We start from the raw sequence: 21,511 nt of genomic DNA, 5'->3' as shown, positions 1-21,511 counted from the left end.
AATTGGCCAAATTGGTTTTCAGGTAGCCTTTATTCAAATCAATATATTGAGGGATAAGCGCAACTGATATTTGCTGTGCCAACAGAAAAGCAGGAGAACCTGTGTTTCGCCGAATAACCTTTTTCAGGTAGCCTTACTGCCGCAAATTTCATTCGCTATCTCCATTGATGCCAAAACTTTACCCTGTCTCCACCAACCACAAAATCACCTTTACCGCCAACGTATACCGCAATCCCAACCAACTGATATTTACCCCAAACCAAAGGCTACCTGAAAGCCCAAAACTTTCAGGTAGCCTTTTTTCATTCCAACAACGCTATTCCACCGTTACCGATTTGGCCAAATTGCGCGGTTTGTCTACGTCCGTGCCGCGCACCAAGGCGGCGTGGTAGGCCAGAAGCTGCACGGGGATGGTGTGCACAATCGGCGAGAGCACGCCCACGTGGCGCGGGGTGCGGATGATGTGCACATTGGGGCTGGGCTGGAAGTTGCTGTCCAAATCGGTAAACACAAACAGCTCGCCGCCGCGCGCGCCCACTTCCTGCATATTGGCCTTCACTTTATCCAGCAGGCTGTCGTTCGGCGCAATCACCACCACGGGCATATTCGCGTCCACCAGCGCCAAGGGGCCGTGTTTGAGCTCGCCGGCGGGGTAGGCTTCGGCATGGATATAGGTGATTTCTTTGAGTTTCAGCGCGCCTTCCAAGGCCACGGGGTAGTGGATGCCGCGCCCCAAAAACAGGGCGCTGTTTTTCTCGGCGAATTTGTGCGCCCAGGCGGCAATCTGCGGCTCAAGGTTGAGCGCGTGCTGGATGCTGCCGGGCAGCTGGCGCAACTCTTCCATATAAGACTGCGCCTGCTGCTCGGAAACATGGCCGCGCATTTTGCCCAGGGTAACCGCCAGCCCGAACAACACCACCAGCTGGGTGGTAAAGGCCTTGGTGGAGGCCACGCCGATTTCCACGCCGGCGCGGGTGTAGAGCACCAGTTCGCTCTCGCGCGGCAGGGCGGATTCCATTACGTTGCACACGGACAAGCTGTGCTTCTGCCCCAGCGATTGCGCGTATTTCAAGGCTTCCATGGTATCCAGCGTTTCGCCGGACTGGGATACGGTAATCACCAGTTGGTCGGGGCTGGCAATCACGTCGCGGTAGCGGTATTCGCTGGCGATTTCCACATCGGTCGGCACTCTGCCGATGGCTTCCAGCCAGTATTTGGCGGTGAGCGCGGCGTAATAGGAAGTGCCGCAGGCCAAGATTTTGATGCTGCGGATGTGTTCGAACACTTCCCGCGCTTTGGCACCGAAGTTTTCCGGCTCGAAGCCGCCGCCGAGGAATACTTCGGCGGTGTCGGCAATCGCCTTGGGCTGCTCGTGAATTTCCTTCTGCATGAAGTGGCTGTAAGGGCCCAGCTCCAACGAGGTGAGCGACAGCTCGGACACGCGCACTTCGCGTTTGGCCTCCTGCCCGCTGCGGTCGGCGAGGCGACGGATGCCTTCGCTGCCCAATTCGGCAATGTCGCCGTCTTGCAGATACACGATGCGGCGCGTGAAGGCCACCACGGCAGAAACGTCTGATGCGGCAAAGGTTTCGCCCTCGCCCAAGGCCACCAAGAGCGGGCAACCCATACGTGCCACCACCAATTCTGCCGGTTTATCCTGCGCCATCACGGCAATCGCATACGCGCCGTGAAACCGCGCACAAGCGACCTGCACGGCGGCAAACAGCTGGTGTCCGTTGGCGGTGTATTCGTGGTGTACGCTATGGGCAATCACTTCCGTATCGGTTTGCGATTCAAACACATAGCCCAAGCCTTGCAAGCGGGCGCGCTCTTCCTCGAAATTTTCGATGATGCCGTTGTGCACCACCGCAATCAGGCTACCTGAAATATGCGGATGCGCATTGGGCTCGGTTACGCCGCCGTGCGTGGCCCAGCGGGTGTGGCCGATGCCGATGTGGCCGCACAGGCCGGCCGCCTTGGCCGCGTCTTCCATCAGCTGCACGCGGCCCACGCGGCGCACGCGCTCAATCACGCCCTGCTCCGTGCCCACCGCAATACCGGAAGAATCATAGCCCCGATACTCCAGCCGCTTCAGGCCGTCGGTAAGAAAATCCACCACATTCTGCTTGGCGCGCACTGCGCCCACAATACCGCACATTGCAAAGTCCTTCTCATACTATTGAATTAAATTTAAACCAGTACAGCGTTGGCTCGCCTTGCCGTAACGTGTGTACTGTCTGCGGCTAGCCGCCTTGTCCTGATTTAAATTTAATCCACTATATTTGGTTGCAAGCCGCCGAAGCGGCTAAAAAATCGGGCAGATTATAGCAAACCAGGCCGCCATTCAGGCAGCCCGGCTCGCCAATATTACCTGTTTTAATACGAAGCCGACACCATCTTACCGTCTCTAAAATTCTGCTGATACAAAATATTGCCGTTGATGGCATAAGTGGTGAGCACCCCGTTTTGCGGATGGGCGCGGAAATCATACAGGCTCTCGCGGGTGAGCAGCATGGCATCGCTGCGCTTCTGCCCGCTCTCGTAAAAATCCTGCACCAAATAATCCCTGCCCTGGCGGCTCAGCAGCTGGCGGTAGTAGCCGCCCTTCACTTCGTTTGGCACGGCCTTGCCCTGCGCATCGAAATACGTAACCACCTGCTCCTCAATAATGCGCAAATTGCCAAAATCCTGCACATTGCTGCCGTTATTCCGGCTGCCCACCGGAATACTCAAGCCCGTGCCCACGCCCAGATGGCGGCCGGCAACGCCCAAACCCAGCAGCACATTGCTGCCCGAACAGCCGGCCAACAGCGCAACGCAGGCAACAGCCGCAAAATTCCGTTTTTTCATCATCATACCCCCTTAAATCCAATCAAAATCAATGCCCGATTATAACCCGTTTGAATAAACCGATATAATGCCCCTCTTCCCATTTTTCAGGTAGCCTCACCCCATGATCAGCAAGCTCACCGGCAAACTCATCGAAGCCATCCCCCCGCAAGTCGTTATCGACGTAAACGGCGTCGCCTACGAAGCCGACGTTTCCATGCAAACCTTCTACACCCTGCCCCCCGTGGGCGAAACCGTCTCGCTCTACACTCAGCTCATCGTGCGCGAAGATGCCCACCTTCTCTTCGGCTTCGGCAGCCACAGCGAACGCAACACCTTCCGCCAGCTCATCAAAGTGAGCGGTATCGGTGCCAAAACCGCGCTCGGCATCCTCTCCGCTATGAGCGCCGACGAGCTTGCCGCCACCATCGCCGCCGAAGACATCAAACGCCTCTCCTCCGCCCCCGGCATCGGCAAAAAAACCGCCGAACGCATGGTACTCGAACTGCGCGGCAAACTCACCGCCTCCGGCGGCGCCCAAGCCCAGCCCGCCGCCCAAGCAGGCGACAGCAGCGAAGACATCGTCAGCACCCTGCTCGCCCTGGGCTACAACGAAAAAGAAGCCCGCGCCGCCGCCAAAGGTATCCCGCCCGGCACCGAAGTAGGCGAAGGTGTGCGCTTAGCCCTGAAAAACCTGCTGAAATAAACAGATAAAGGCTACCTGAAATTTATCGAACCATTTTCAGGTAGCCCCTTTATGGCAAATCAACACACCGCCCAAGCAAAGCGAGCCAATGCCATAGCAAAAGTTAAGCGAATTGGCGCCGCCCACCCCCAAGGCTACCTGAAACCCACTGCAAAGGAATCCCACCATGCCCCGCATCGGCCTCTTCGGCGGCACCTTCGACCCCATCCACAACGGCCACCTGCACATCGCCCGCAGCTTTGCCGACGAGCTGGATTTAGAAAGCGTCATCCTCCTGCCCGCCGGCGACCCCTACCACAAAACCACCCCCCGTACCGCCGCCCACCACCGCCTCGCCATGGCCGAAATCGCCGCCCAAGCCGATTCCCGCCTCGCCGTGAGCGACTGCGACATCGTCCGCCAAGGCGCCACCTACACCCACGACACCGTGCAAATCTTCCGCCAACACTTCCCCGCCGCCGAGCTCTGGCTGCTCATCGGCATGGACAGCCTGCTGCAACTGCACACCTGGCACCGTTGGCAAAATCTCGTGCGCCAATGCCGCATTGCCGCCGCCCCCCGCCCCAGCAGCAACCTCGCCCAAGCTCCCGCACCACTGCAAAGTTGGTTGGCCGAAGCCCTACCCCAAGGCCGCCTGCACATCTTGCAAGCCGAGCCGCTGCCCATCAGCTCCAGCCAAATCCGCCAACAGCTCGCCGCCGAACACACCAGCCCCGATATCCCCCCTGCCGTGCTCGACTATATCCGGCAACACCAACTGTATTGCCAAACCAACGCATAATTTCAGGTAGCCTTGGCGGAACAAAGGCTACCTGAAAAACCAAACTCAACACATCGCCTGCGGCCAGCCTAAGAGATTTCGGCACACACCCCGCCGCCAAACAACATTCGTCCCCATCCACCAGATCGGCCTGCCTTACCGTACAGCCTGCAGCCCGCCGCCCTGTATGGAAAAATCATTATTGCGGCTAAACGCGGCATAGCAAAAAAGGCTGCCCGATTTCTCAAGCAGCCCCGCCTCACTCACCCGAAGGCGCGGCATAATATTCCCGCTCCCGCCGCATCTTTTCCCGCCGCAGCGGCGCAAGCAGGGTTTTGAGCAGCGCGCCGATCGGCACCACGGTGAGGATAATCCCCAACAAAAACACGATATACGCGCACAGCACCAGCCGCCTCAACAGCGGCGACACCCGCCCGGCAGCCATCGCCAGCCTGCCCCACACCGCAAAGCTGCGCTGGGCCGCCCGCTCGCCGGAAATCAGCCTTTCATTGATTTTCACCGCGCCCATGTGTTGCAGCAGCGTTTCGTCTAATGTTTCATCATGCTGCAGCGCCTCGGCGATGCGCCGCCCAAAACGCGCCGCATCGGCGATTTCCGCTTCGCTGATGCCCGCAGGCGGCAGCCACGATACCGCCTGCCGTTTGCCGGTAAACATCCACAGCGGCGTGGTGATGAAGCTCGCCGCGCTGCCGCATTGGTCGATTTTCACCACATTGCCCACCAGCCGCGCGCCCGCACCGGCCAGCAGCCGCTTCATTTTCTCCTGCGCCATCAGCCACATATTGCGGCAGCCGATGAGCGTGATTACCGGCGTATCGCGCAACACGCGCCGCGCGGCCTCGCTTTGCAGAAACGCCGTAACCGGCTGCGCGGGCGACAAAAACCACACGCTGTAGGCAATCACCGCCAAATCATAGCGCTCATGCGCCAGCTGCGGCGGCTCGATGGGCGCGGGCTGCAAATGCACGGTTTCGGGAAAGGCATCGAAAAACGGCAGGAAACGCCACGGAAACGCAAACGGCCGCTGCGGCTGCAGCACCACATCGTCCACCTCGATTCCTTCCGCGCCGCGCACATCGCGCAGGAAACTCTCCTTCAGGCGCGCCAACTGCCCGCTCTGCGAATACGACACCACCAACACACGTTTGCTCATGCTTTATCCGGCTGCAAATTTAAAAACGGCGCGATTCTAAGTTTTAGCGGTTTTATTGTCAAATCAAAGGGTTTATCTGAAAGGCTACCTGAAACCGCATCATCAATATTTTCAACCGCGCCCGAACCGCCGCCCGCAGGCAGCCTTTTGTTCCGCCGAAAGCCACCCAAGCATCAAATGCCCGATGCCGCGCCAATCCGTTATAATTCCGCCTTTCCATTTCCAAATAAGGCTTTCGGCTATGCAACACATCCACATTATCGGCATCGGCGGCACATTCATGGGCGGGCTGGCCGCCATCGCCCAGGAAGCGGGCTTCAAAGTGAGCGGCTGCGACGCCAAAATGTATCCGCCGATGAGCACGCAGCTGGCCGATTTAGGCATTGCCGTGTACGAAGGCTTCGATGCGGAACAGCTGAACGAATTTCCCGCCGACGTGTATGTGGTCGGCAATGTGGCCAAGCGCGGCATGCCGGTGATCGAGGCCATTTTGAATCGCGGCCTGCCTTATGTGTCCGGCCCGCAATGGCTGGCTGAAAACGTGCTGCATGGCCGTTGGGTGCTCGGCGTGGCCGGTACGCACGGCAAAACCACCACCGCCTCCATGCTGGCCTGGGTGTTGGAATACGCCGGCCTGGCTCCCGGCTTCCTCATCGGCGGCATTCCGCAAAACTTCGGCATTTCCGCCCGCCTGCCGCAGGCGCCCAAAGCCGATCCGACCAGCCGCTCACCGTTTTTCGTGATCGAAGCCGACGAATACGACACCGCCTTTTTCGACAAGCGCAGCAAGTTCGTGCACTACCGCCCGCGCACCGCCATTCTGAACAACCTCGAATACGACCACGCCGACATTTTCCCTAACCTCGCCGCCATCCAAACCCAGTTCCACCACCTGGTGCGCACCATCCCGGGCAACGGCCTGATTGTGCGCAACGGCCGCGAAGAGAGCCTGCAAACCGTGTTGGCACAAGGCTGCTGGACGCCGGTGGAAAACTTCGGCAGCGCAGAAGGCTGGCAGGCCGGCGAGCCGGATGAAAACGGCGCATTCGATGTGCTGCACCACGGCCAAACCGTCGGCCATATCGCCTGGCCGCTGTTGGGCGAACACAACCGCCTCAACGCGCTGGCCGTCATCGCCGCCGCCCGCCATGCCGGCGTGAGTATTCAGGTAGCCTGCGAAGCGCTTTCGCAATTCCAAAACGTGAAGCGGCGCATGGAAGTGAAAGGCTGCGTGCGCGGCATCACCGTGTATGACGACTTCGCCCACCACCCCACCGCCATCGCCACCACCATAGCCGGGCTGCGGCAGAAAGTGGGCGGCGCGCGCATCATCGCCGTGCTCGAACCGCGCTCCAACACCATGAAGCTCGGCAGCATGAAAGCCGCCCTGCCCGGAAGCCTGACCGAAGCCGACCAAGTGTTCTGCTACGGCGGCGGCGTGGAATGGGACGTGGCCGCCGCCCTCGCCCCGCTCGGCGGCAAACTGCACACCGGCAACGATTTCGACGCCTTCGTGCAAAGCATCCTGAGCAACGCCCAAAGCGGCGACCACATCCTCGTGATGAGCAACGGCGGCTTCGGCGGGATTCATCAGAAGCTGCTGGACGGCTTGGCGCGGGAGTGAAATAAGTTTTCAGGTAACCTTTGTTATGTATGAGGCTACCTGAAAAATCAACCCACCCGGAAAAGTACCATGAACAAAACCCGTTTTACCGCCCTCGCCCTTATCCTGCCCGGTCTGCACCTGCTGTTCGTCTTGTGGCTCGTGCGCAGCGGCATCACTTATCCGTTTATCCTGAAATTCCACGCCCTTTTCCCCGCATTATTTGCCGTGGCCTTTATCAAACGGATGGAATACTGCGGCAGCTTCGGCAGCGGCCGTGTGCGGCTGCTGCTGCTCGCATTACTGCTTTCCTGTTTTGCCGCCACCCTGTACCCGCCGCTGTTTTTGTGCGTGCTGCTCTGCTACGCCCTCGCCGCCCGGCACGGCATCCGCGCAGACTGCGATTGAACCGCCCATACTTTTTCACCTCCGTCCATCAGGCTACCTGAAATCTTAAACAGAGCGAACCCCGAACCAAGCCAACTACTCCGCCATGCCCCACACCCTCACCTGGCAAGAACAAGGCCAAACCCGCCAAGCCCCGTGGCGCAACACCGCCGCGCAAAAGCCGCCCGCCGCGCTCGCCGTGGCCGAGGCCGGCCTTTCTGCCAAAGCCACGCTCAAAAGTTTCCGCCAAGGCCAAGCCCTGCTTTGGCGCGGCGATTATCATCAGGCCGTGCAGCTGCTCTCCGCCGTGAAACGCCAGCTTCCCGCCGCTGCCTCGCCCGATTTCCACACCCACCGCATGCAACAGGCGCAACGCAGCCGACTGGCTAACATGCTGCTGGTGGAAATCGATGCCGGCTATCGGCTGAATCTGCGCCGCGCCCCCGACGTATCCGCCGCCCTGGCCGACGTGTTCGGAGAACCAAACAGCGAGCCGTTCCTGTTGCCGCTCAACCTGCTGCTCGGCTTCATCGGCGCCCACCAATGGCACAAAAAGGGCGTGGAAATCCCCACACTCGGCGCGCGTATCCATGTGCCGTTCGGCGTGTTCTCCCCCTTGCGCGGCGAGTATCTCGGCCTGATCGCCGCCGCACCCCTGCCGCCCCACGCCCAGAGCGCTTTCGACATAGGCACCGGCAGCGGCGTGATTGCCGCCCTGCTCGCCCGGCGCGGCCTCCAAACGGTTACCGCCACCGACAACAGCCCCCGCGCCGTCGCCTGTGCCCGCGCCAATTTCCAACGCCTCGGCCTGCCTCAAATCAAGCTGCTGCAAACCGACCTTTTCCCCGAAGGCTGCGCCGACCTGATCGTTTGCAACCCGCCCTGGCTGCCCGCCAAACCCGCCGCCGACATCGAAACCGCCCTCTACGATCCCGGCAGCGCCATGCTGCAAGCCTTTTTGCAACAAGCCCCCGCCCGCCTCAATCCCGGCGGGCAAATCTGGCTTATCATGTCCGACCTTGCCGAACACCTCGGCCTGCGCCGACCGAATGAACTGGCCGAACGCATCGCCGCCGCCGGCCTCGCCGTCAGCCAACGCCTCGACACCCGCCCGCAACACCCCAAAAGCCGCGATGCCGCCAACCCCCTCGCCGCCGCCCGGCTGCACGAAACCGTGAGCCTATATGTTTTGCAGCCCACCGCAGAGACTACCTGAAGCTTGAGCTGCAACGAAAGCGAAGTCGCAATAGAGCGGGAGCGCGGCTTCCGCCAAATCGCCGCCCGCACGGGCTGGTTTGCAAACCGCATCAAAGTTTCAGGTAGCCCCTTACGCGACACAGGCTACCTGAAACTTTTTAAGCGCCGCCCAACACAAACAAAGCGCACCCTAACGGTTTACGGTAGAATACGCCCCTCACACAAACCCCGATAGCGGGTTCGCAAAACAGAACAAGGCGGCGAGCCGCCGCAGCGTTTTTGTGAATCCGTTATAAGCAATCAATAAGGAATCCACATGCTCACTCCCGAACAAGTCCAAGCCATGATTGGCGAAGTCATCAATGCCGAAATGATCCAAGTGGAAGGCGACGGCCATCACTTTTTTGCCGCCATCGTTTCCGCCGATTTTGAAGGCAAACCCCGCCTCGCCCGCCACCGCCTGATCAAAGACGGCCTCGCCGACCGATTGGCCAGCAACGAACTGCACGCCCTTTCCATCTCCGTAGCCGCCACTCCCGCCGAGTGGGCAGCCAAAAACGGCAAATAACACCGCCGTGCCATATCAAAAGGCTACCTGAAAACACCATTCCGTTTTCAGGTAGCCTTTTCTACATCCCTGCACAGCCTTACGCCTGCTTGCCTTTAAACCCAAGCTGCGTCCACGCAAAGATGGCCAAGGCCGCGGCGGCGATGGCGGCGCCCACCCAGCCCAGCGCACCCATCCCCCAGTGGCGCGAAATGATGCCGCCCAGGAGCGCGCCGCCGCCGATGCCGATGTTGTAGCTGCCCGAGTAAATCGCATTGGCCACATCGGTGGCATCCGGCGCATAGCGGATCACGTGTGCAACCATGCTCAAGCCCAGCACACCGATACCGATGCCCCAGACCAGCGAGAGCGCAAACATCGCCGCCGTACTGTCGCCTAAAGGCTTAAACAGCAGTAATGACACCAGCAGCAGCACCGCCGAGCCAATCAGGGTGGGGTTGGGGTGTTTCGGGTAGAAGCGCGAATACAGCCAGCTGGCCGCCATACCAGACAAACCGAACACCAGCAACAGCGCCGTGGCCGTATCCGGCGGCATATGGGTGATTTCCAGCACATAAGGCTCGATGTAGCTATAGGCCGTGAAATGCGCGCTCACAATCAGCACCGCCATCGCATACATCCCCAACAGGCGCGGGCGTTTGGCCAACAGCGGCAGGCTTTTGAGCGAACCCGCGTTTTTGCTCTCTAGGCGCGGCAGGATTTTGGCCAGCAGCACCATCACGCCCAAGGCCAACACGCCGATCAACGCGAAGGTAAACCGCCAGCCCAACCACTGCCCCACCAGCCGCCCCAGCGGCAAGCCCAATACCGTGGCCATGGAAGTGCCCAGCGACATCCAGCCCAAAGCCTGCTGCCGCCTGCCCGCCGGCGCCAGGCGCATCACCAGCGAGGCGGTAATGGCCCAAAACAGCGCATGGGTAAAGGCAATCAGCACGCGCGACACCAAGAGCACGGGAAAGCTCCAAGCCACGGCGGAAAGAACATGCCCGGCCACAAACACGGCAAACAACGCAAGCAGCAGCCTTCGCCGTTCCGCATTGGCCACCAGCAGCATTAGTGGCAACGAAGCCAGCGACACTACCCAGGCATACACGGTAATCATGATGCCCGTGTCGGCGGCAGACATATTGAAGCCCTTGCCGATGTCGGTAAGCATGGCGATGGGGATGAATTCAGTGGTGCACACCACAAAGGCGGCCACCGACATAGCGAACACGCGCAGATAGGCCAGCAGGATGGGGGCGTGGGGGTGATGTTTGAGCATTTTGAGCATAATGTGTGGAAAGGATGAATTGTTTTTCAGGTAGCCTTTACCGGCTGGGGAACAGGGTAATTTTCTATCAGATAAACCTCATCGGCACGGCAAGTCTCATATACCCATTGATTCCAATTATCCACCACCCATTTTCGGCTGATACACGACGCGCCAGCCAGCCCGGCTTCTTGCGGCAGTTTCGCCAAAACCAATCCCGCCTTATGGCTGGTGGTAACGAGCAAACCAAAACTTCTATTGCCATCTGGCAGCTCCACCAATATCAAATCAACATATTCCTCATGCGGATAGGCACCAGACAGGCGGAGAACTATTCCGCGCCTCAAATCGCCGTAATAATCAAGCAGTTTTTTCATGATTGGGTTTATGCCAGTACTGGGTGTTTCCAAAATGCAGGCTACCTGAAATCATCAGCCACCGCCTTTCAGGTAGCCCGAAAGGGTGCGGGCTACATGAAAATTGAAAATCACGTGCGTGCGGGACGCGCACACCCTACTCATGCGGGCTGCGTTTGCTAGCCGCCCAAGGCCTGCGCCTGCTTCACTAAATACCGCCGCCCATCTTGCCTAGCTAGGCTTAAATATTGCGGCAGCAAAGGCGAGCCCATAGCGGCCAAGGCCTGCAACACGGCAATTTTCTGGTATTCATCCGCATCCCAGCCGGCAACGTCACGGTAGATGCCGCGCTGCCAAAAGTGTTCGGCATAGCGTTCGGTGTGCGGCGCATGCAGGCTGCCAGACACCATCAAGGCACGGCGGCAAGTGTATTCGTCGGGGTCGTTGCAGAAAGATTCCGCCCATTGCCATGCAACGGCTTGGTTAGAGAGACGCGGGAGCTGCACGGCAAGCTGCCAGCCCGCATCGTACACGGGTTTCTGACGATAGGTTTCACACAGCCGCAACAGTGCTGATTCGGGCAACATTCCGGCGATGTATTCGCTTTCGTTGTCGCGTGCGGTGAGATAAAGCAGCTGCCGGGCCTGCTCGGGCTGCCATTCGTACGCAGGAATCTGCTGCGCGAAATCGAAACACGCCGCCCACACTTCGGGCAGGGCGGCATAATTACACTCCCATTCGCCACCAATGTCCTGCTCGGCTTGCTTGCCGAACTCGGCGCTTTTCCAGGCCAGGAAATCGGTGTACACGCGATGCAGCTTTTCAATGACGGATGATTGGTTCATGGCAAATTCGCCTAGCTGTTTTTAGTTGCGCAGAAGTTTACTGTATCCGTTTTCACTGCATGGAAGCTGCGCTTTCAGGTAGCCCGAAAAGGGACGGGCTACCTGAAAACTGAAAACCGCGTGCGTGCGTACCGCACACACCCTACGTCGGTATTGGAGGTTTCATGCGGGCTACGGCTTGCTATCCGTTACCTTGGTTTCCTCTTTCAGACGACCCCAGCAAGCGTAGCCTGCATGCCGTAGGGTGTGTGGCTCTGCCACGCACGCGTTCTTTGGCATTTGGGAGGCCGTCTGAAATCTTCTGATGCTGTTCTCAGATGGTTTTTGGGTTTTCAGGCTGCCTTTGGGGTTTGGAAACCGCGTGCGTCGCGGGGCGACACACCCTACCTTGATACAGGCTACGCTTGCTACTTATGTATATTGTTATAGTCTATTTGACAAAAATTTAGAAAAATATGGAATTTTTCTAAAGCATCTTTCAAATTTTCATTATCATGTTTTACTAATTGAATTTGTTGTTCCGAGTCCACATCAATTATATCTATGATGGTTCCTAACTCACGTAAGACTGTAAATCTTCCTAAAATTTCATCAGATATATAAGTTAGACTCATAACTTCCATTGATTGTTCATCTGAACTTTCTAGAATTTCAAAGCTAGATAAATCCAATGCTTTTAGATAAGTTATAAAATCGTTTAGATAGTTAATGCTATTCAATGATAATCTCCTAAAATAATTTTAACAATCATTGCTTTCATTATCTTCAATGTTGCCATTTTTATCCTTTCTTTTGCAAACTTGTATGTCTGTAGCTTCGGGCATTTGTGGTACTGGCCGCCCTTTTTTCTTTGCTAACCGTGCCTCCAAAGTATTTGGCCCTAGGATTTTTCCCCAGCCTGATTGGGTATTTGTCATTTTTACAGATGAATCTGGAACATCAAAAGCAACAAAGACACTTCCTGTTGGAGCTTGTTTTCCAAAAGCATTTGGGTTTGGGGGGACTGCTACATGAGTAGTTCCTGAATCTCTCTCTATGACTTTATTAGTTGCTTTCATTTTTTGACATTCTTGAACACTCATCCATCTACCGACACGTATTAATCCTAAAATATCAATCCATTGATTTGCATTTGGTGCAAACCAATACATGTTATCTCCTCCCCGCAACCCAATCGGGTCTTGATTCACAAACCGACCGGCATCAGGCTCATAATACCTGAAGAAGTTGTAATGCAGTCCCGTTTCATGGTCGGCATATTGGTTTTGCAGGCGGAAGGGTTGGTATGCGCTATCCGTTACCTTGGTTTCCTCTTTCAGACGACCCCAGCCGGTGTAGTTGCCGAACCACAAGAGGTTGCCGTCCTTATCGGTCATTTCTCTTGGAATGCCGATTTGGTCGCAGTGGAAGTAGTGGGTTTGTTGTCGGTTTTCGCCGTTTTCGGTTGTCCAATCACGGACTTGCGCCAGCGGTTCGTAGGAGTCTTGGTCAGTGTAGATATAGGTATACCTGCCGTCCGGGTAGACTTCCTGTAGCAAATGGCTGCCGTCCCAAGCGAAGCGGGTTTTCTCTTCGAGGCTACCTGAAACTTCTTCGTTTTTCAGACGGCCTCCAAGAACGGATTGAGGCCGTCTGAAAATGTGCAGGCTGCTTTTTTAGGGCTTTGAAGCCGTTAAAAGGCAGCCTGCATATTTTAACTGCGTTTTCAGGTAGCCCTTTCCCCAACAGCAGCCTGCACCCTACTCCGCCAAATCCCTGCACAATCTCACCGCTTCGTCCAGCCGTTCCACGCCGAAGATTTCCAGTCCGGCAAATTCTTTTTTGCTGCGCGGCAGGTTGGCTTTGGGCACGATGGCGCGTTTGAAGCCGAGTTTTTCCGCTTCTTTCAGCCGCTCCTGCCCGCGTGCCACGGGGCGCACTTCGCCGCTCAGGCCGACTTCGCCGAAGGCCACCATTTTTTCAGGCAGCGGCTTGTTGCGGAAGCTGGACACCATCGCCAGAATCACCGCCAAATCCGCCGCCGGTTCGCTGATTTTCACGCCGCCCACCGCGTTGATGAACACGTCTTGGTCGAAGCAGGCGATGCCGGCGTGGCGGTTGAGCACGGCCAAGAGCATGGCGAGGCGGTTTTGCTCCAAGCCGACGGTGAGCCGCTTGGGCGTGAAACCGTGCGCGTCGTCCACCAGCGCTTGGATTTCCACCAGCAGCGGACGGCTGCCTTCCTGCGTCACCAGCACGCACGAGCCGGCCACGTCGTCGCGGTAGCTGGCGAGGAAGATGGCGGAGGGGTTGGACACGCCTTTGAGGCCGTTTTCCAGCATGGCGAACACGCCCAGCTCGTTGGCCGCGCCGAAGCGGTTTTTGATGGCGCGTATCATGCGGTAATTGGAATGCTGGTCGCCTTCGAAATACAGCACGGTATCCACCATGTGTTCGAGCACGCGCGGGCCGGCAATCGCGCCGTCTTTGGTGACGTGGCCGACAAAAATCATGGCGATGCCCATCTGCTTGGCCATGCGGGTGAACTGGGCGGCGCACTCGCGCACCTGCGACACGGAGCCGGGCGCGGAGGTAATCTGGTCGGAATACATGGTTTGAATCGAGTCGATAACCACCACGGTGGGCTGGTGCTGCTTCAAAGCAGCCTGCACTGCTTCCAAGCGGATTTCCGCCAGCAGATGCACGCCGTCCGCATCCAGCCCCAAACGCTGCGCGCGCAGGGCGACCTGTTGCGCCGATTCCTCGCCCGACACATACAGCACTTTGCGTTTTTTCGCCATCAGGGCGACGGTTTGCAGCAGCAGCGTGGACTTGCCGATGCCCGGGTCGCCGCCCAACAAAATCACCGCGCCGTCCACCAGCCCGCCGCCGAGCACGCGATCGAGCTCGCCCATGCCGGTCGGCTCGCGCGGCACTTCGGCGGCGGTAACTTTGGAGAGTTCCTGCACTTGCGTGGTGTCCGCCGCCCACGATTGGAAACGGGCATTCTTCGGCTCGGGCGCGGCGATGCCTTCCTGCAAGGTGTTCCACTCGCCGCAGTGCGGGCATTTGCCCTGCCACTTGGGCACGGTGCCGCCGCATTCGGTGCAGGTGTAGAGGGTTTTGGGGGCTTTGGCCATTTAGGGTTTCCTTTTATGGGGTGGGGTGCAGGCTGCTTTTAGGATTCATGCTACCTGAAAATACGAAACGCGCCACCGCTGCGCTTTGCCATTCAACTAAACTGGATGCCTGTACGAATATACTGCTTTACGACTGTTCAGAAAGCAAAAAATCGCAAAACTTTTTACACAGCGACAAATCATCACAAACCTCATACAAAGCATCAAGCATATAGCTGAGCGAACTGTCCTGCTGCCATTCTGGCGTGATTCCATTCAAAAAATCTTCATTGACAAACCAGTAAATAAATTTCGCTATGGCTTTTTCCTGTTTATTTGGGATATCCAATAATTTTTTATTAAACTCAATTGCATACAATTTCAACTGTTCGCCATCAACCGCTTTTTGCCTGTAAGCGCGCAAATATTGAACGGTTTCTTTTAAATATTCCTGTTCACGGCTCAATGGAATAAGGCATTTTTCGATAAACCCAAGCGACTTGGAGACAAATAAATCATATCGGTCCACAATGCCGCTATCGTCAATTTTATCTTCAATATCAACAATCTCTGCTATCTCTTCCGTGTTCATGTGCTCAACTTTTGCCGGTGGAGAAAAATAATGGCGGCGTGCCTAATCATCCAATTCCTTCGCCAACACTTCGGCCAGCGTACCGCCCGCCCAAACGATTTCGTCATCGGTTTCGCCAAGGTTGCCCGAATCATTCATCACAATGGGCGGATTCTTAGGTGCGGACTGCCTGAAATCATAGCAGTAAAACACACTGCCGCCATCAAAAGCAATCGGCATCAGATTGGGCGCGTAATGCCAAAACTGGTAGATAAAATAAAACGATACGACTTCTGCGGGCGCAAAATAGCCGAAATCCTGCCCGTTCCCCGAGATGCCGCCGCTGACGGAATACCGCCAAAGCTGTTCCAATTCGGCGGGAATGGAAAAATGGGATGGCAGACAGAATGCAGTAGCTTGCAGCTGCGCGGCGTGCGCATCCAGATAGCGCAGCGCGTCCGCACGCTCAGCTTCGGGCAGCGGGGCGCGGAATGAGGCCATATCGCCTTCGGTGGCGGGCGGCTGCCGGTCGTAAAACTCAAATGCTTGATACCACATATTTTGCCCTTTCATTATTGGTTTTCAGGCCGTCTCTGTCGCCTTCTGCCAAGCATATTCCAACTACGCCGCCCATGCGCCCGATGGTTCGGAAAGTTCGGGTAGGCGGCTTCATTCGATTTAGTAGAAAGGCATAAACCGCGTGCAGGCTGCTTTTTGGGGTGTTCAGGCAGCCTTGCAGGCTGGAAAATCAGGGTTTTTGCCAAATGCACAATGTGATTTTATCGCCGTGCAACTGCCGATAGCATTCCCAAATATTCGGCAGTCCGAAGCTGTTGTCGGAGATACGCCGCTGCCGTCTGTCCAGATAGAATACGCGGGCAGCAGAACGGTAGCTCACATTTTCTATTTCCTGCCTGACGGAAGTCAGGTAATGGTTTGGATGGCTGTCGTCTTTCCAAGCATATGATGCGGTATAGAGCAATGTACCGCCTATTTCATGTTTAACCGTCACACCGAGCGGGGCAGCTGCAGATATGATCACTTTCCTACATGGCAAACGCCGGAAACTGCCGTTGCCTGTTTTAAGCAGACAATCGGTTTGCAATTCACCATACCCTGTATCCTCCCCAACCCCGTTTGCCAAAACAGGGCAAGGCACGGTAAGAGCAACCAAAAAAAGCAATAACAGTTTTTTCATGACAATTCCTAACCAAACCAACAGTATAGATTACTTGATTTTACTTACATTAAGGATGGTTAGCAATCTCATCACGCCGTTGGAATTTATAGTCGATTAAAATAAAAATGAGACAAGGCGGCGAGCCGCAAGGCGTACAGGTAGTACGTCAAGGCGAGCCAACACCGTATCATTGCAATTTTAATTGACTATAGCACCCTGCCGCTGAACGACGGCGGGACGGCACAGGCAACAAAAAAGCAGCCTGCACATGCTGGGCTGCTTATTTTTTGGGGCTGACGTAGATTAGCCCCTTTATTTAAGCGCGCCAAACGTCATGAACCTGAAACGGGTGGCAAAAAGCAGCCTGCACCTTTAAATCCACTCAGCCGTCAATATATATTCACATATATTCACGCCGTTATTGCCATTCCACTGATTCGATGCGGTCGTCCTGCTGCAAAATATCGTTGAGCGCGGCGGCAAGGCGTGCCGTTGCGGCGCGGGTATCGTGTTTGAACAGCCACAGGCGGCGCACGCAATCGGTGTGCGGTTCGATGAAGCAACGGAAGCGGTTTTCTCCGTCCGTCAAATTGGCGCAGCCGAGCCACAGCGGGAAATCCGCATTACCAACATCCACGCGCCAGCCCCAGTCTTCCGCGTGGCAACCCGTCACGGAAAAGCCGCGCCGTGCCAGCCCTTCCGTCAAATATCGGGCGAGTGCCTTGCCGTAAATTTCGGGCGCGTTCGGCGTGTCGTCCGACTCACAGGGAAAAGCGGCGCTCACAAACGAAACTTCGCGCGGAACGCCATCAATCTCATACAACGCGGCGTTGTGTAATGAGAGATAAGGCGGCGGCACGGCAGGCAGCCTGCACGTTTGCGGTGCGGAAAAATATAGGCACAACTCAGCCAGATAGCCGTCTGACAAAGCGTTCACGGCGGCAATTTCCGCAGGCATGCCCAATGCTTCCAGCATGTCTGTACTACCGTTCACCCACTCGGCAAACGCCTGCAATCGGGCAATATCATCATCGGGAAGCGGCAATACGCGCAAAAGCTCGTCGTCCGCCCAATTCAAATAGCCCGTGCGCAGATATTCATACACATTCTGCAGCTTGTGCCAATCGCCCGTCCAATCGCCCGCTTCCGCCAAAGCGTCATGGATATCGCGCGGATGCGTCTTGCGGTAATCCAGCCAGAACAAGGCAGCGTATGTGTTTTCGGGCAGCAGCGTTTTGGCCGCTTCGGTATATAGCCAGCGTTCGAAATCGGCAGCGGACTGGCGACCGGCCAACACTGGAATCAGTGGGGCAAACCATTCAGGAAGCTTAGGCATGGCTCGTCTTTCTTGATGGGAACATACAGGCTGCTTTTTTCTGGTTTTCAGGCTACCTGAAAACGGGGAAAGGCACAGCCGAATCGGGTTTTCTGCGAAGAGGAAACGAGGCTTTACCGCGTGAAAGCGTGTGTGCTTTCGGCTTCTGCTCCATGCGCGATAAATCCAACTCGATTTCCTGTCCGAATTGGATATATAGTGAATTAAATTTAAACCAGTACAGCGTTGCCTCGCCTTGCCGTACTATCTGTACTGTCTGCGGCTCGCCGCCTTGTCCTGATTTAAATTTAATTCACTATAGATTGCCACGCCAACTTTTACGGGAATAAAAATCGGGGCGTAGCGCGTCCGAAATTCGTCGGTATTCGCAAAATGCCAGTTGAGGTTTAAATGCTCTTGGTATGTGTAGGGAACGCGACTATTTCCTACACCCGTATTTGGGCAGGCGGATTTTAGCAAACCCTTTGCGCGGCGGTTGGTTTGATTAAGGGAAAACACTGCCATGAAATGCTGCCGTACCCCCGGGTAATGGCACAACGGCGGCGAATGAGGCTTGTTTTTTTATGCCGAACTGGCAATAATGCCGCTCTGCCCGATATATCGGCAAACCGTCCACTTCCCAATTTTCGGCCAATCCGTTGCCATGTGCGGTACGGGTTGGCTTCAAAAGTAAAGAGAGTATTCAAACAAATGGCTTTATTGGTACAGAAATACGGCGGGACTTCGGTGGGAAGCCCCGAACGCATCAAAAATGTGGCCAAACGCATTGCCCGCGCCCGCGCCGAGGGCTACGACGTGGTGGTGGTGGTGTCCGCCATGAGCGGCGAAACCAACCGCCTGGTGGCGTTGGCACATGAAATCCAGGAGTTTCCCGACCCGCGCGAAATGGATGTTGTGCTCGCCACCGGCGAGCAGGTAACCATCGGCCTTTTGGCCATGGCGCTGATGGATATCGGCGTGCCTGCCAAGAGCTATACCGGCTGGCAGGTGGCGGTGCAAACCGACAACGCCCACACCAAAGCCCGCATCGAATGCATCGACGATGCCAAAATGCGAGCCGATTTGGCGGCAGGCAAAGTGGTGATTGTGGCCGGTTTCCAAGGTGTGGACGCCGATGGCAACATCACCACGCTTGGGCGCGGCGGCTCCGATACTTCCGCCGTGGCGCTGGCCGCCGCACTCAAGGCGGACGAATGCCAAATCTACACCGACGTAGACGGCGTTTACACCACCGACCCGCGCGTGGTGCCCGAAGCTCGGCGCATGAACACCGTATCGTTTGAAGAAATGCTCGAACTGGCGAGCCTGGGCAGCAAAGTGCTGCAAATCCGCTCGGTGGAATTCGCCGGCAAATACAAAGTGCGCCTGCGCGTATTGAGCAGCCTCACCGATGGCGGCGAAGGCACCCTGATTACTTACGAGGAAGACCCCAACATGGAAAAAGCCATTGTATCCGGTATCGCATTCGACAAAAACCAAGCCCGCATCAACGTGCGCGGCGTGCCCGACAAACCTGGCATCGCCTACCAGATTCTGGGTGCGGTGGCCGATGCCAACATCGACGTGGACATGATTATCCAAAACGCCGGTGCGGAAGGCACCACCGACTTCTCCTTCACCGTATCGCGCGGCGACTACCGCCACACGCTTGATTTGCTGCAAAGCGTGCAGGAAGGCATCGGCGCGGCCGACATCGACGGCGACGACACCGTGTGCAAAGTATCCATCGTCGGCATCGGTATGCGCTCGCACATCGACGTGGCCTCCACCATGTTCCGCACCCTGGCCGAGGAAAACATCAATATCCAGCTGATTTCCACCTCCGAAATCAAAATCTCCGTGCTGATCGATGAAAAATACCTCGAGCTCGCCACCCGCGTGCTGCACAAAGCCTTCGGCCTCGACCGCCAGCAATAATCACCCTGCCCCGCAGCCCCTCCGGCGCGGGGCGTTTTTTGCCCCGTAAATTTTCAGGTAGCCTCAACCCGCACAGGAACGCCTCATGATGAAAAACCGCAACTTCGGCAACATTACCGACCTGCTCGACGAAAAAAACATCAGCCCGGCCAAACGCCGACGCATCCTCGCCACCGCCGCCGCACTGGATTTAATCGACACCGCCCTCAACAACTCCGGCAGCCAACACAAGCTCGAAGAAGAAATGGCGCGCCTGCCGCAATACACCGCCGCCATCGAAGCCCTGTTGAAGATTGATTGATAAAGTCACATCATTTTCAGGTAGCCTCTCCTCAGAAAGGCTACCTGAAAACATATAGTGAATTAACAAAAATCAGGACAAGGCGGCGAGCCGCAGACAGTACAGATAGTACGGCAAGGTGAGCCAACGCTGTACTGGTTTTTGTTAATTCACTATAATTTGAATATGCCAAGAACACGCCGGCATCGCTATACCTGCCCTTTATTGGGCTGCCCTAGCCCGTATTCCGAGTAAAAAACTTTATCTTTTTGTAAACCAAGCATATTCACAAACCACTCTATCCTCGCCGCAAAAAAGGCTACCTGAAAGCCGCCTCACCGTTCTCACACACCGCCTGCAACCCTAACCAAACCCAACAAAACCTAAAACAAATCAGCAGAAAACAACAAACCCCAAATCAAATCACAGCCCGCCACATCTAGATTGCCTCTGCCATTTCACCCCAGCCGCCCACCGCCGTGTATGCAAACAAACAGAGTGTCGGCAAACCCTTCCCACCCAGGCCCAAGCCGCCGCCGCATTGCCTAAACCTGCCAATGCGGTAAAATAATGCCTTCCCAACCGTTACCAAGCAGGAAAGACTTGCCATGAACATCGAAAAAGACACCGTAGTAACCCTGCATTATGAAATGTTTGATGCCAACAACCAGCTGATCGACAAAACAGAAGAGCCCATCGCCTATCTGCACGGCGGCTACGACGGCATTTTCCCGCTGGTGGAAGAAGCGCTGCACGGCAAAGCCGTGGGCGAAGAAGTAAACGTAACCCTTTCTCCCGACGACGCATTCGGCGAGCAAGACCCGGAATTGGTGCGCATCGAGCCGCTCAACGTTTTCCCCGTGGAAGTGGAAGTGGGCATGATGTTCGAAGCCGACGACCCCGAAACCGGCGATACCCTGGTTTACCGCGTAACCGACATCGCCGACGGCAAAGCCGTGGTAGACGGCAACCACCCGCTGGCCGGTATGAAGCTGCGCTTCAAAGGCAAAGTGGCTGAAATCCGCCCCGCCACCGCCGAAGAAATCGCTCACGGCCATGTCCACGGCGCACACGGTCATCACCACTAATTCCCATCTTCTCCCAATCAGGCGGGTTGCCATAAAGGCAGCCCGCCTGTTTTCTTTTCAAACCGCTGCAAACTTTGGTTTGGCAAAATTATGATTTCTTTAATATAGTGAATTAACAAAAACCAGTATAGCGTTGCCTCGCCTTGCCGTAACGTGTGTACTGTCTGCGGCTCGCCACCTTGTTCTGATTTTTGTTAATCCACTACAACTTCGTTGAAATTCTGCTTTCAGGTAGCCTGTCGTTCCGTATCATCACGCAACAATCACAACCTTTTCTTTATACAGAAAATAACAAGGCACTCCTCTGGTAGATAACCATGCGACACTGGCTTGCCGCTCCGCATCCAGGCATACCCATCTTTGC

At 56.3% G+C, this 21,511-nt stretch carries 22 protein-coding genes and 3 pseudogenes; 10 read left to right on the top strand and 15 right to left on the bottom strand.

All coding sequences use genetic code 11. The annotated features are described in order from the left end of the window. Positions 1 to 167: 167 nt before the first annotated feature. Positions 168 to 392, top strand: a complete 225-nt coding sequence (locus tag A7Q00_RS13715; RefSeq protein ID WP_156503809.1) for a hypothetical protein — start codon at positions 168 to 170, stop codon at positions 390 to 392. Here A7Q00_RS13715 and glmS read toward each other — a convergent pair. From glmS to A7Q00_RS10565, 3 genes and pseudogenes are all read right to left on the bottom strand, one after another. After that, entirely contained in the window at positions 317 to 2,158 is a 1,842-nt protein-coding gene (gene glmS, locus A7Q00_RS10570; protein ID WP_064090490.1) for a glutamine--fructose-6-phosphate transaminase (isomerizing), read from the bottom strand. The two genes, A7Q00_RS13715 and glmS, sit on opposite strands and share 76 nt — an antisense overlap. Before the next feature lie 19 nt (positions 2,159 to 2,177). Next, positions 2,178 to 2,287 (bottom strand): annotated as a pseudogene (locus tag A7Q00_RS14355) (IS5/IS1182 family transposase); the annotation flags it as partial. An 89-nt stretch (positions 2,288 to 2,376) separates the two neighbouring features. After that, positions 2,377 to 2,856, bottom strand: coding sequence for a NemA protein (locus A7Q00_RS10565; RefSeq protein ID WP_082887831.1), 480 nt, complete (start codon positions 2,854 to 2,856; stop codon positions 2,377 to 2,379). Positions 2,857 to 2,953: 97 nt separating this feature from the next. On the opposite strand from A7Q00_RS10565, the gene ruvA reads away from it, so the two are divergent. Next, the gene (gene ruvA, locus A7Q00_RS10560) at positions 2,954 to 3,535 is read left to right on the top strand and encodes a Holliday junction branch migration protein RuvA (RefSeq protein WP_064090489.1); all 582 of its coding nucleotides are present in this window, start codon (positions 2,954 to 2,956) and stop codon (positions 3,533 to 3,535) included. A gap of 166 nt (positions 3,536 to 3,701) precedes the next feature. Then, positions 3,702 to 4,316: a nicotinate (nicotinamide) nucleotide adenylyltransferase gene (nadD, locus tag A7Q00_RS10555; RefSeq protein ID WP_064090488.1), complete on the top strand. Its 615-nt coding sequence runs from the start codon at positions 3,702 to 3,704 to the stop codon at positions 4,314 to 4,316. A gap of 238 nt (positions 4,317 to 4,554) precedes the next feature. Here the strand turns inward: nadD and A7Q00_RS10550 are convergent, their stop codons facing one another. Continuing rightward, positions 4,555 to 5,469 (bottom strand): hypothetical protein, encoded by a 915-nt coding sequence (locus tag A7Q00_RS10550; RefSeq protein ID WP_064090487.1) that lies wholly within the window; start codon positions 5,467 to 5,469, stop codon positions 4,555 to 4,557. A 241-nt stretch (positions 5,470 to 5,710) separates the two neighbouring features. Here A7Q00_RS10550 and mpl point away from each other — a divergent pair, with 241 nt between their 5' ends. The 4 genes from mpl (at position 5,711) to A7Q00_RS10530 (ending at position 9,224) form a co-directional block, all read left to right on the top strand. After that, the gene (gene mpl, locus A7Q00_RS10545) at positions 5,711 to 7,093 is read left to right on the top strand and encodes a UDP-N-acetylmuramate:L-alanyl-gamma-D-glutamyl-meso-diaminopimelate ligase (RefSeq protein WP_064090486.1); all 1,383 of its coding nucleotides are present in this window, start codon (positions 5,711 to 5,713) and stop codon (positions 7,091 to 7,093) included. Positions 7,094 to 7,162: 69 nt separating this feature from the next. Then, a complete protein-coding gene (locus A7Q00_RS10540; protein WP_064090485.1) occupies positions 7,163 to 7,480 on the top strand; it encodes a hypothetical protein in 318 nt (105 codons plus the stop codon). 85 nt (positions 7,481 to 7,565) lie between these two features. Then, positions 7,566 to 8,675 (top strand): methyltransferase, encoded by a 1,110-nt coding sequence (locus A7Q00_RS10535; protein WP_064090484.1) that lies wholly within the window; start codon positions 7,566 to 7,568, stop codon positions 8,673 to 8,675. Positions 8,676 to 8,972: 297 nt separating this feature from the next. Beyond that, entirely contained in the window at positions 8,973 to 9,224 is a 252-nt protein-coding gene (locus tag A7Q00_RS10530) for a BolA family protein (RefSeq protein WP_064090483.1), read from the top strand. Positions 9,225 to 9,303: 79 nt separating this feature from the next. On the opposite strand, the gene A7Q00_RS10525 is transcribed toward A7Q00_RS10530, so the two are convergent. From A7Q00_RS10525 to A7Q00_RS13705, 11 genes and pseudogenes are all read right to left on the bottom strand, one after another. Further along, positions 9,304 to 10,488 (bottom strand): sugar transporter, encoded by a 1,185-nt coding sequence (locus A7Q00_RS10525; RefSeq protein WP_064090515.1) that lies wholly within the window; start codon positions 10,486 to 10,488, stop codon positions 9,304 to 9,306. Between the two features lie 35 nt (positions 10,489 to 10,523). After that, positions 10,524 to 10,853: an Imm45 family immunity protein gene (gene imm45, locus A7Q00_RS13000; RefSeq protein ID WP_082887830.1), complete on the bottom strand. Its 330-nt coding sequence runs from the start codon at positions 10,851 to 10,853 to the stop codon at positions 10,524 to 10,526. 158 nt (positions 10,854 to 11,011) lie between these two features. Then, positions 11,012 to 11,677 (bottom strand): hypothetical protein, encoded by a 666-nt coding sequence (locus A7Q00_RS10515; RefSeq protein WP_064090481.1) that lies wholly within the window; start codon positions 11,675 to 11,677, stop codon positions 11,012 to 11,014. Between the two features lie 407 nt (positions 11,678 to 12,084). Beyond that, complete coding sequence (locus A7Q00_RS10510; RefSeq protein ID WP_064090480.1) at positions 12,085 to 12,396, bottom strand: hypothetical protein; 312 nt, start codon at positions 12,394 to 12,396, stop codon at positions 12,085 to 12,087. 21 nt (positions 12,397 to 12,417) lie between these two features. Continuing rightward, positions 12,418 to 13,287, bottom strand: a pseudogene (locus A7Q00_RS14350) (RHS repeat domain-containing protein); the annotation flags it as partial. A gap of 129 nt (positions 13,288 to 13,416) precedes the next feature. Continuing rightward, positions 13,417 to 14,796: a DNA repair protein RadA gene (gene radA, locus A7Q00_RS10500; protein WP_064090479.1), complete on the bottom strand. Its 1,380-nt coding sequence runs from the start codon at positions 14,794 to 14,796 to the stop codon at positions 13,417 to 13,419. Positions 14,797 to 14,923: 127 nt separating this feature from the next. Beyond that, entirely contained in the window at positions 14,924 to 15,367 is a 444-nt protein-coding gene (locus tag A7Q00_RS10495; RefSeq protein ID WP_064090478.1) for a hypothetical protein, read from the bottom strand. 42 nt (positions 15,368 to 15,409) lie between these two features. Continuing rightward, positions 15,410 to 15,919 (bottom strand): SMI1/KNR4 family protein, encoded by a 510-nt coding sequence (locus A7Q00_RS10490; protein WP_245637566.1) that lies wholly within the window; start codon positions 15,917 to 15,919, stop codon positions 15,410 to 15,412. A 175-nt stretch (positions 15,920 to 16,094) separates the two neighbouring features. Next, on the bottom strand, positions 16,095 to 16,544 hold the full coding sequence (locus A7Q00_RS13710) for a hypothetical protein (protein ID WP_156503808.1): 450 nt from the start codon (positions 16,542 to 16,544) through the stop codon (positions 16,095 to 16,097). A 400-nt stretch (positions 16,545 to 16,944) separates the two neighbouring features. Continuing rightward, positions 16,945 to 17,862, bottom strand: a complete 918-nt coding sequence (locus A7Q00_RS10485) for a hypothetical protein (protein ID WP_064090477.1) — start codon at positions 17,860 to 17,862, stop codon at positions 16,945 to 16,947. 190 nt (positions 17,863 to 18,052) lie between these two features. Then, a pseudogene (locus A7Q00_RS13705) lies at positions 18,053 to 18,162 on the bottom strand (IS5/IS1182 family transposase); the annotation flags it as partial. A gap of 390 nt (positions 18,163 to 18,552) precedes the next feature. Between A7Q00_RS13705 and A7Q00_RS10480 the strand changes: the two are divergent. The 3 genes from A7Q00_RS10480 (at position 18,553) to A7Q00_RS10470 (ending at position 21,147) form a co-directional block, all read left to right on the top strand. Next, the gene (locus tag A7Q00_RS10480; protein ID WP_064090476.1) at positions 18,553 to 19,779 is read left to right on the top strand and encodes an aspartate kinase; all 1,227 of its coding nucleotides are present in this window, start codon (positions 18,553 to 18,555) and stop codon (positions 19,777 to 19,779) included. Between the two features lie 85 nt (positions 19,780 to 19,864). Continuing rightward, positions 19,865 to 20,080 (top strand): hypothetical protein, encoded by a 216-nt coding sequence (locus A7Q00_RS10475; protein WP_003823211.1) that lies wholly within the window; start codon positions 19,865 to 19,867, stop codon positions 20,078 to 20,080. A 587-nt stretch (positions 20,081 to 20,667) separates the two neighbouring features. Beyond that, complete coding sequence (locus A7Q00_RS10470; RefSeq protein ID WP_064090475.1) at positions 20,668 to 21,147, top strand: FKBP-type peptidyl-prolyl cis-trans isomerase; 480 nt, start codon at positions 20,668 to 20,670, stop codon at positions 21,145 to 21,147. Positions 21,148 to 21,511 lie beyond the last annotated feature (364 nt).

The sequence above is a fragment of the Eikenella halliae genome (assembly GCF_001648475.1).
Classification (GTDB): domain Bacteria; phylum Pseudomonadota; class Gammaproteobacteria; order Burkholderiales; family Neisseriaceae; genus Eikenella; species Eikenella halliae.
The sequence above is the reverse complement of the archived record's forward strand: the minus strand, read 5'-3'. Positions and strand labels throughout refer to the sequence as shown.

Excerpts from the sequence above, each read along its gene's own strand:
- A7Q00_RS10535 (WP_064090484.1), top strand. The coding sequence starts at position 7,566 with ATGCCCCACACCCTCACCTGGCAAGAACAAGGCCAAACCCGCCAAGCC.
- A7Q00_RS10480 (WP_064090476.1), top strand. The coding sequence starts at position 18,553 with ATGGCTTTATTGGTACAGAAATACGGCGGGACTTCGGTGGGAAGCCCC.
- A7Q00_RS13715 (WP_156503809.1), top strand. The coding sequence starts at position 168 with ATGCCAAAACTTTACCCTGTCTCCACCAACCACAAAATCACCTTTACC.
- A7Q00_RS10490 (WP_245637566.1), bottom strand. The coding sequence starts at position 15,919 with ATGAAAGGGCAAAATATGTGGTATCAAGCATTTGAGTTTTACGACCGG.
- A7Q00_RS10525 (WP_064090515.1), bottom strand. The coding sequence starts at position 10,488 with ATGCTCAAACATCACCCCCACGCCCCCATCCTGCTGGCCTATCTGCGC.
- radA (WP_064090479.1), bottom strand. The coding sequence starts at position 14,796 with ATGGCCAAAGCCCCCAAAACCCTCTACACCTGCACCGAATGCGGCGGC.
- mpl (WP_064090486.1), top strand. The coding sequence starts at position 5,711 with ATGCAACACATCCACATTATCGGCATCGGCGGCACATTCATGGGCGGG.
- A7Q00_RS10565 (WP_082887831.1), bottom strand. The coding sequence starts at position 2,856 with ATGATGATGAAAAAACGGAATTTTGCGGCTGTTGCCTGCGTTGCGCTG.
- imm45 (WP_082887830.1), bottom strand. The coding sequence starts at position 10,853 with ATGAAAAAACTGCTTGATTATTACGGCGATTTGAGGCGCGGAATAGTT.
- A7Q00_RS10470 (WP_064090475.1), top strand. The coding sequence starts at position 20,668 with ATGAACATCGAAAAAGACACCGTAGTAACCCTGCATTATGAAATGTTT.
- A7Q00_RS13710 (WP_156503808.1), bottom strand. The coding sequence starts at position 16,544 with ATGAAAAAACTGTTATTGCTTTTTTTGGTTGCTCTTACCGTGCCTTGC.
- A7Q00_RS10475 (WP_003823211.1), top strand. The coding sequence starts at position 19,865 with ATGATGAAAAACCGCAACTTCGGCAACATTACCGACCTGCTCGACGAA.
- A7Q00_RS10540 (WP_064090485.1), top strand. The coding sequence starts at position 7,163 with ATGAACAAAACCCGTTTTACCGCCCTCGCCCTTATCCTGCCCGGTCTG.
- A7Q00_RS10495 (WP_064090478.1), bottom strand. The coding sequence starts at position 15,367 with ATGAACACGGAAGAGATAGCAGAGATTGTTGATATTGAAGATAAAATT.
- ruvA (WP_064090489.1), top strand. The coding sequence starts at position 2,954 with ATGATCAGCAAGCTCACCGGCAAACTCATCGAAGCCATCCCCCCGCAA.
- A7Q00_RS10485 (WP_064090477.1), bottom strand. The coding sequence starts at position 17,862 with ATGCCTAAGCTTCCTGAATGGTTTGCCCCACTGATTCCAGTGTTGGCC.
- nadD (WP_064090488.1), top strand. The coding sequence starts at position 3,702 with ATGCCCCGCATCGGCCTCTTCGGCGGCACCTTCGACCCCATCCACAAC.
- glmS (WP_064090490.1), bottom strand. The coding sequence starts at position 2,158 with ATGTGCGGTATTGTGGGCGCAGTGCGCGCCAAGCAGAATGTGGTGGAT.
- A7Q00_RS10550 (WP_064090487.1), bottom strand. The coding sequence starts at position 5,469 with ATGAGCAAACGTGTGTTGGTGGTGTCGTATTCGCAGAGCGGGCAGTTG.
- A7Q00_RS10530 (WP_064090483.1), top strand. The coding sequence starts at position 8,973 with ATGCTCACTCCCGAACAAGTCCAAGCCATGATTGGCGAAGTCATCAAT.
- A7Q00_RS10515 (WP_064090481.1), bottom strand. The coding sequence starts at position 11,677 with ATGAACCAATCATCCGTCATTGAAAAGCTGCATCGCGTGTACACCGAT.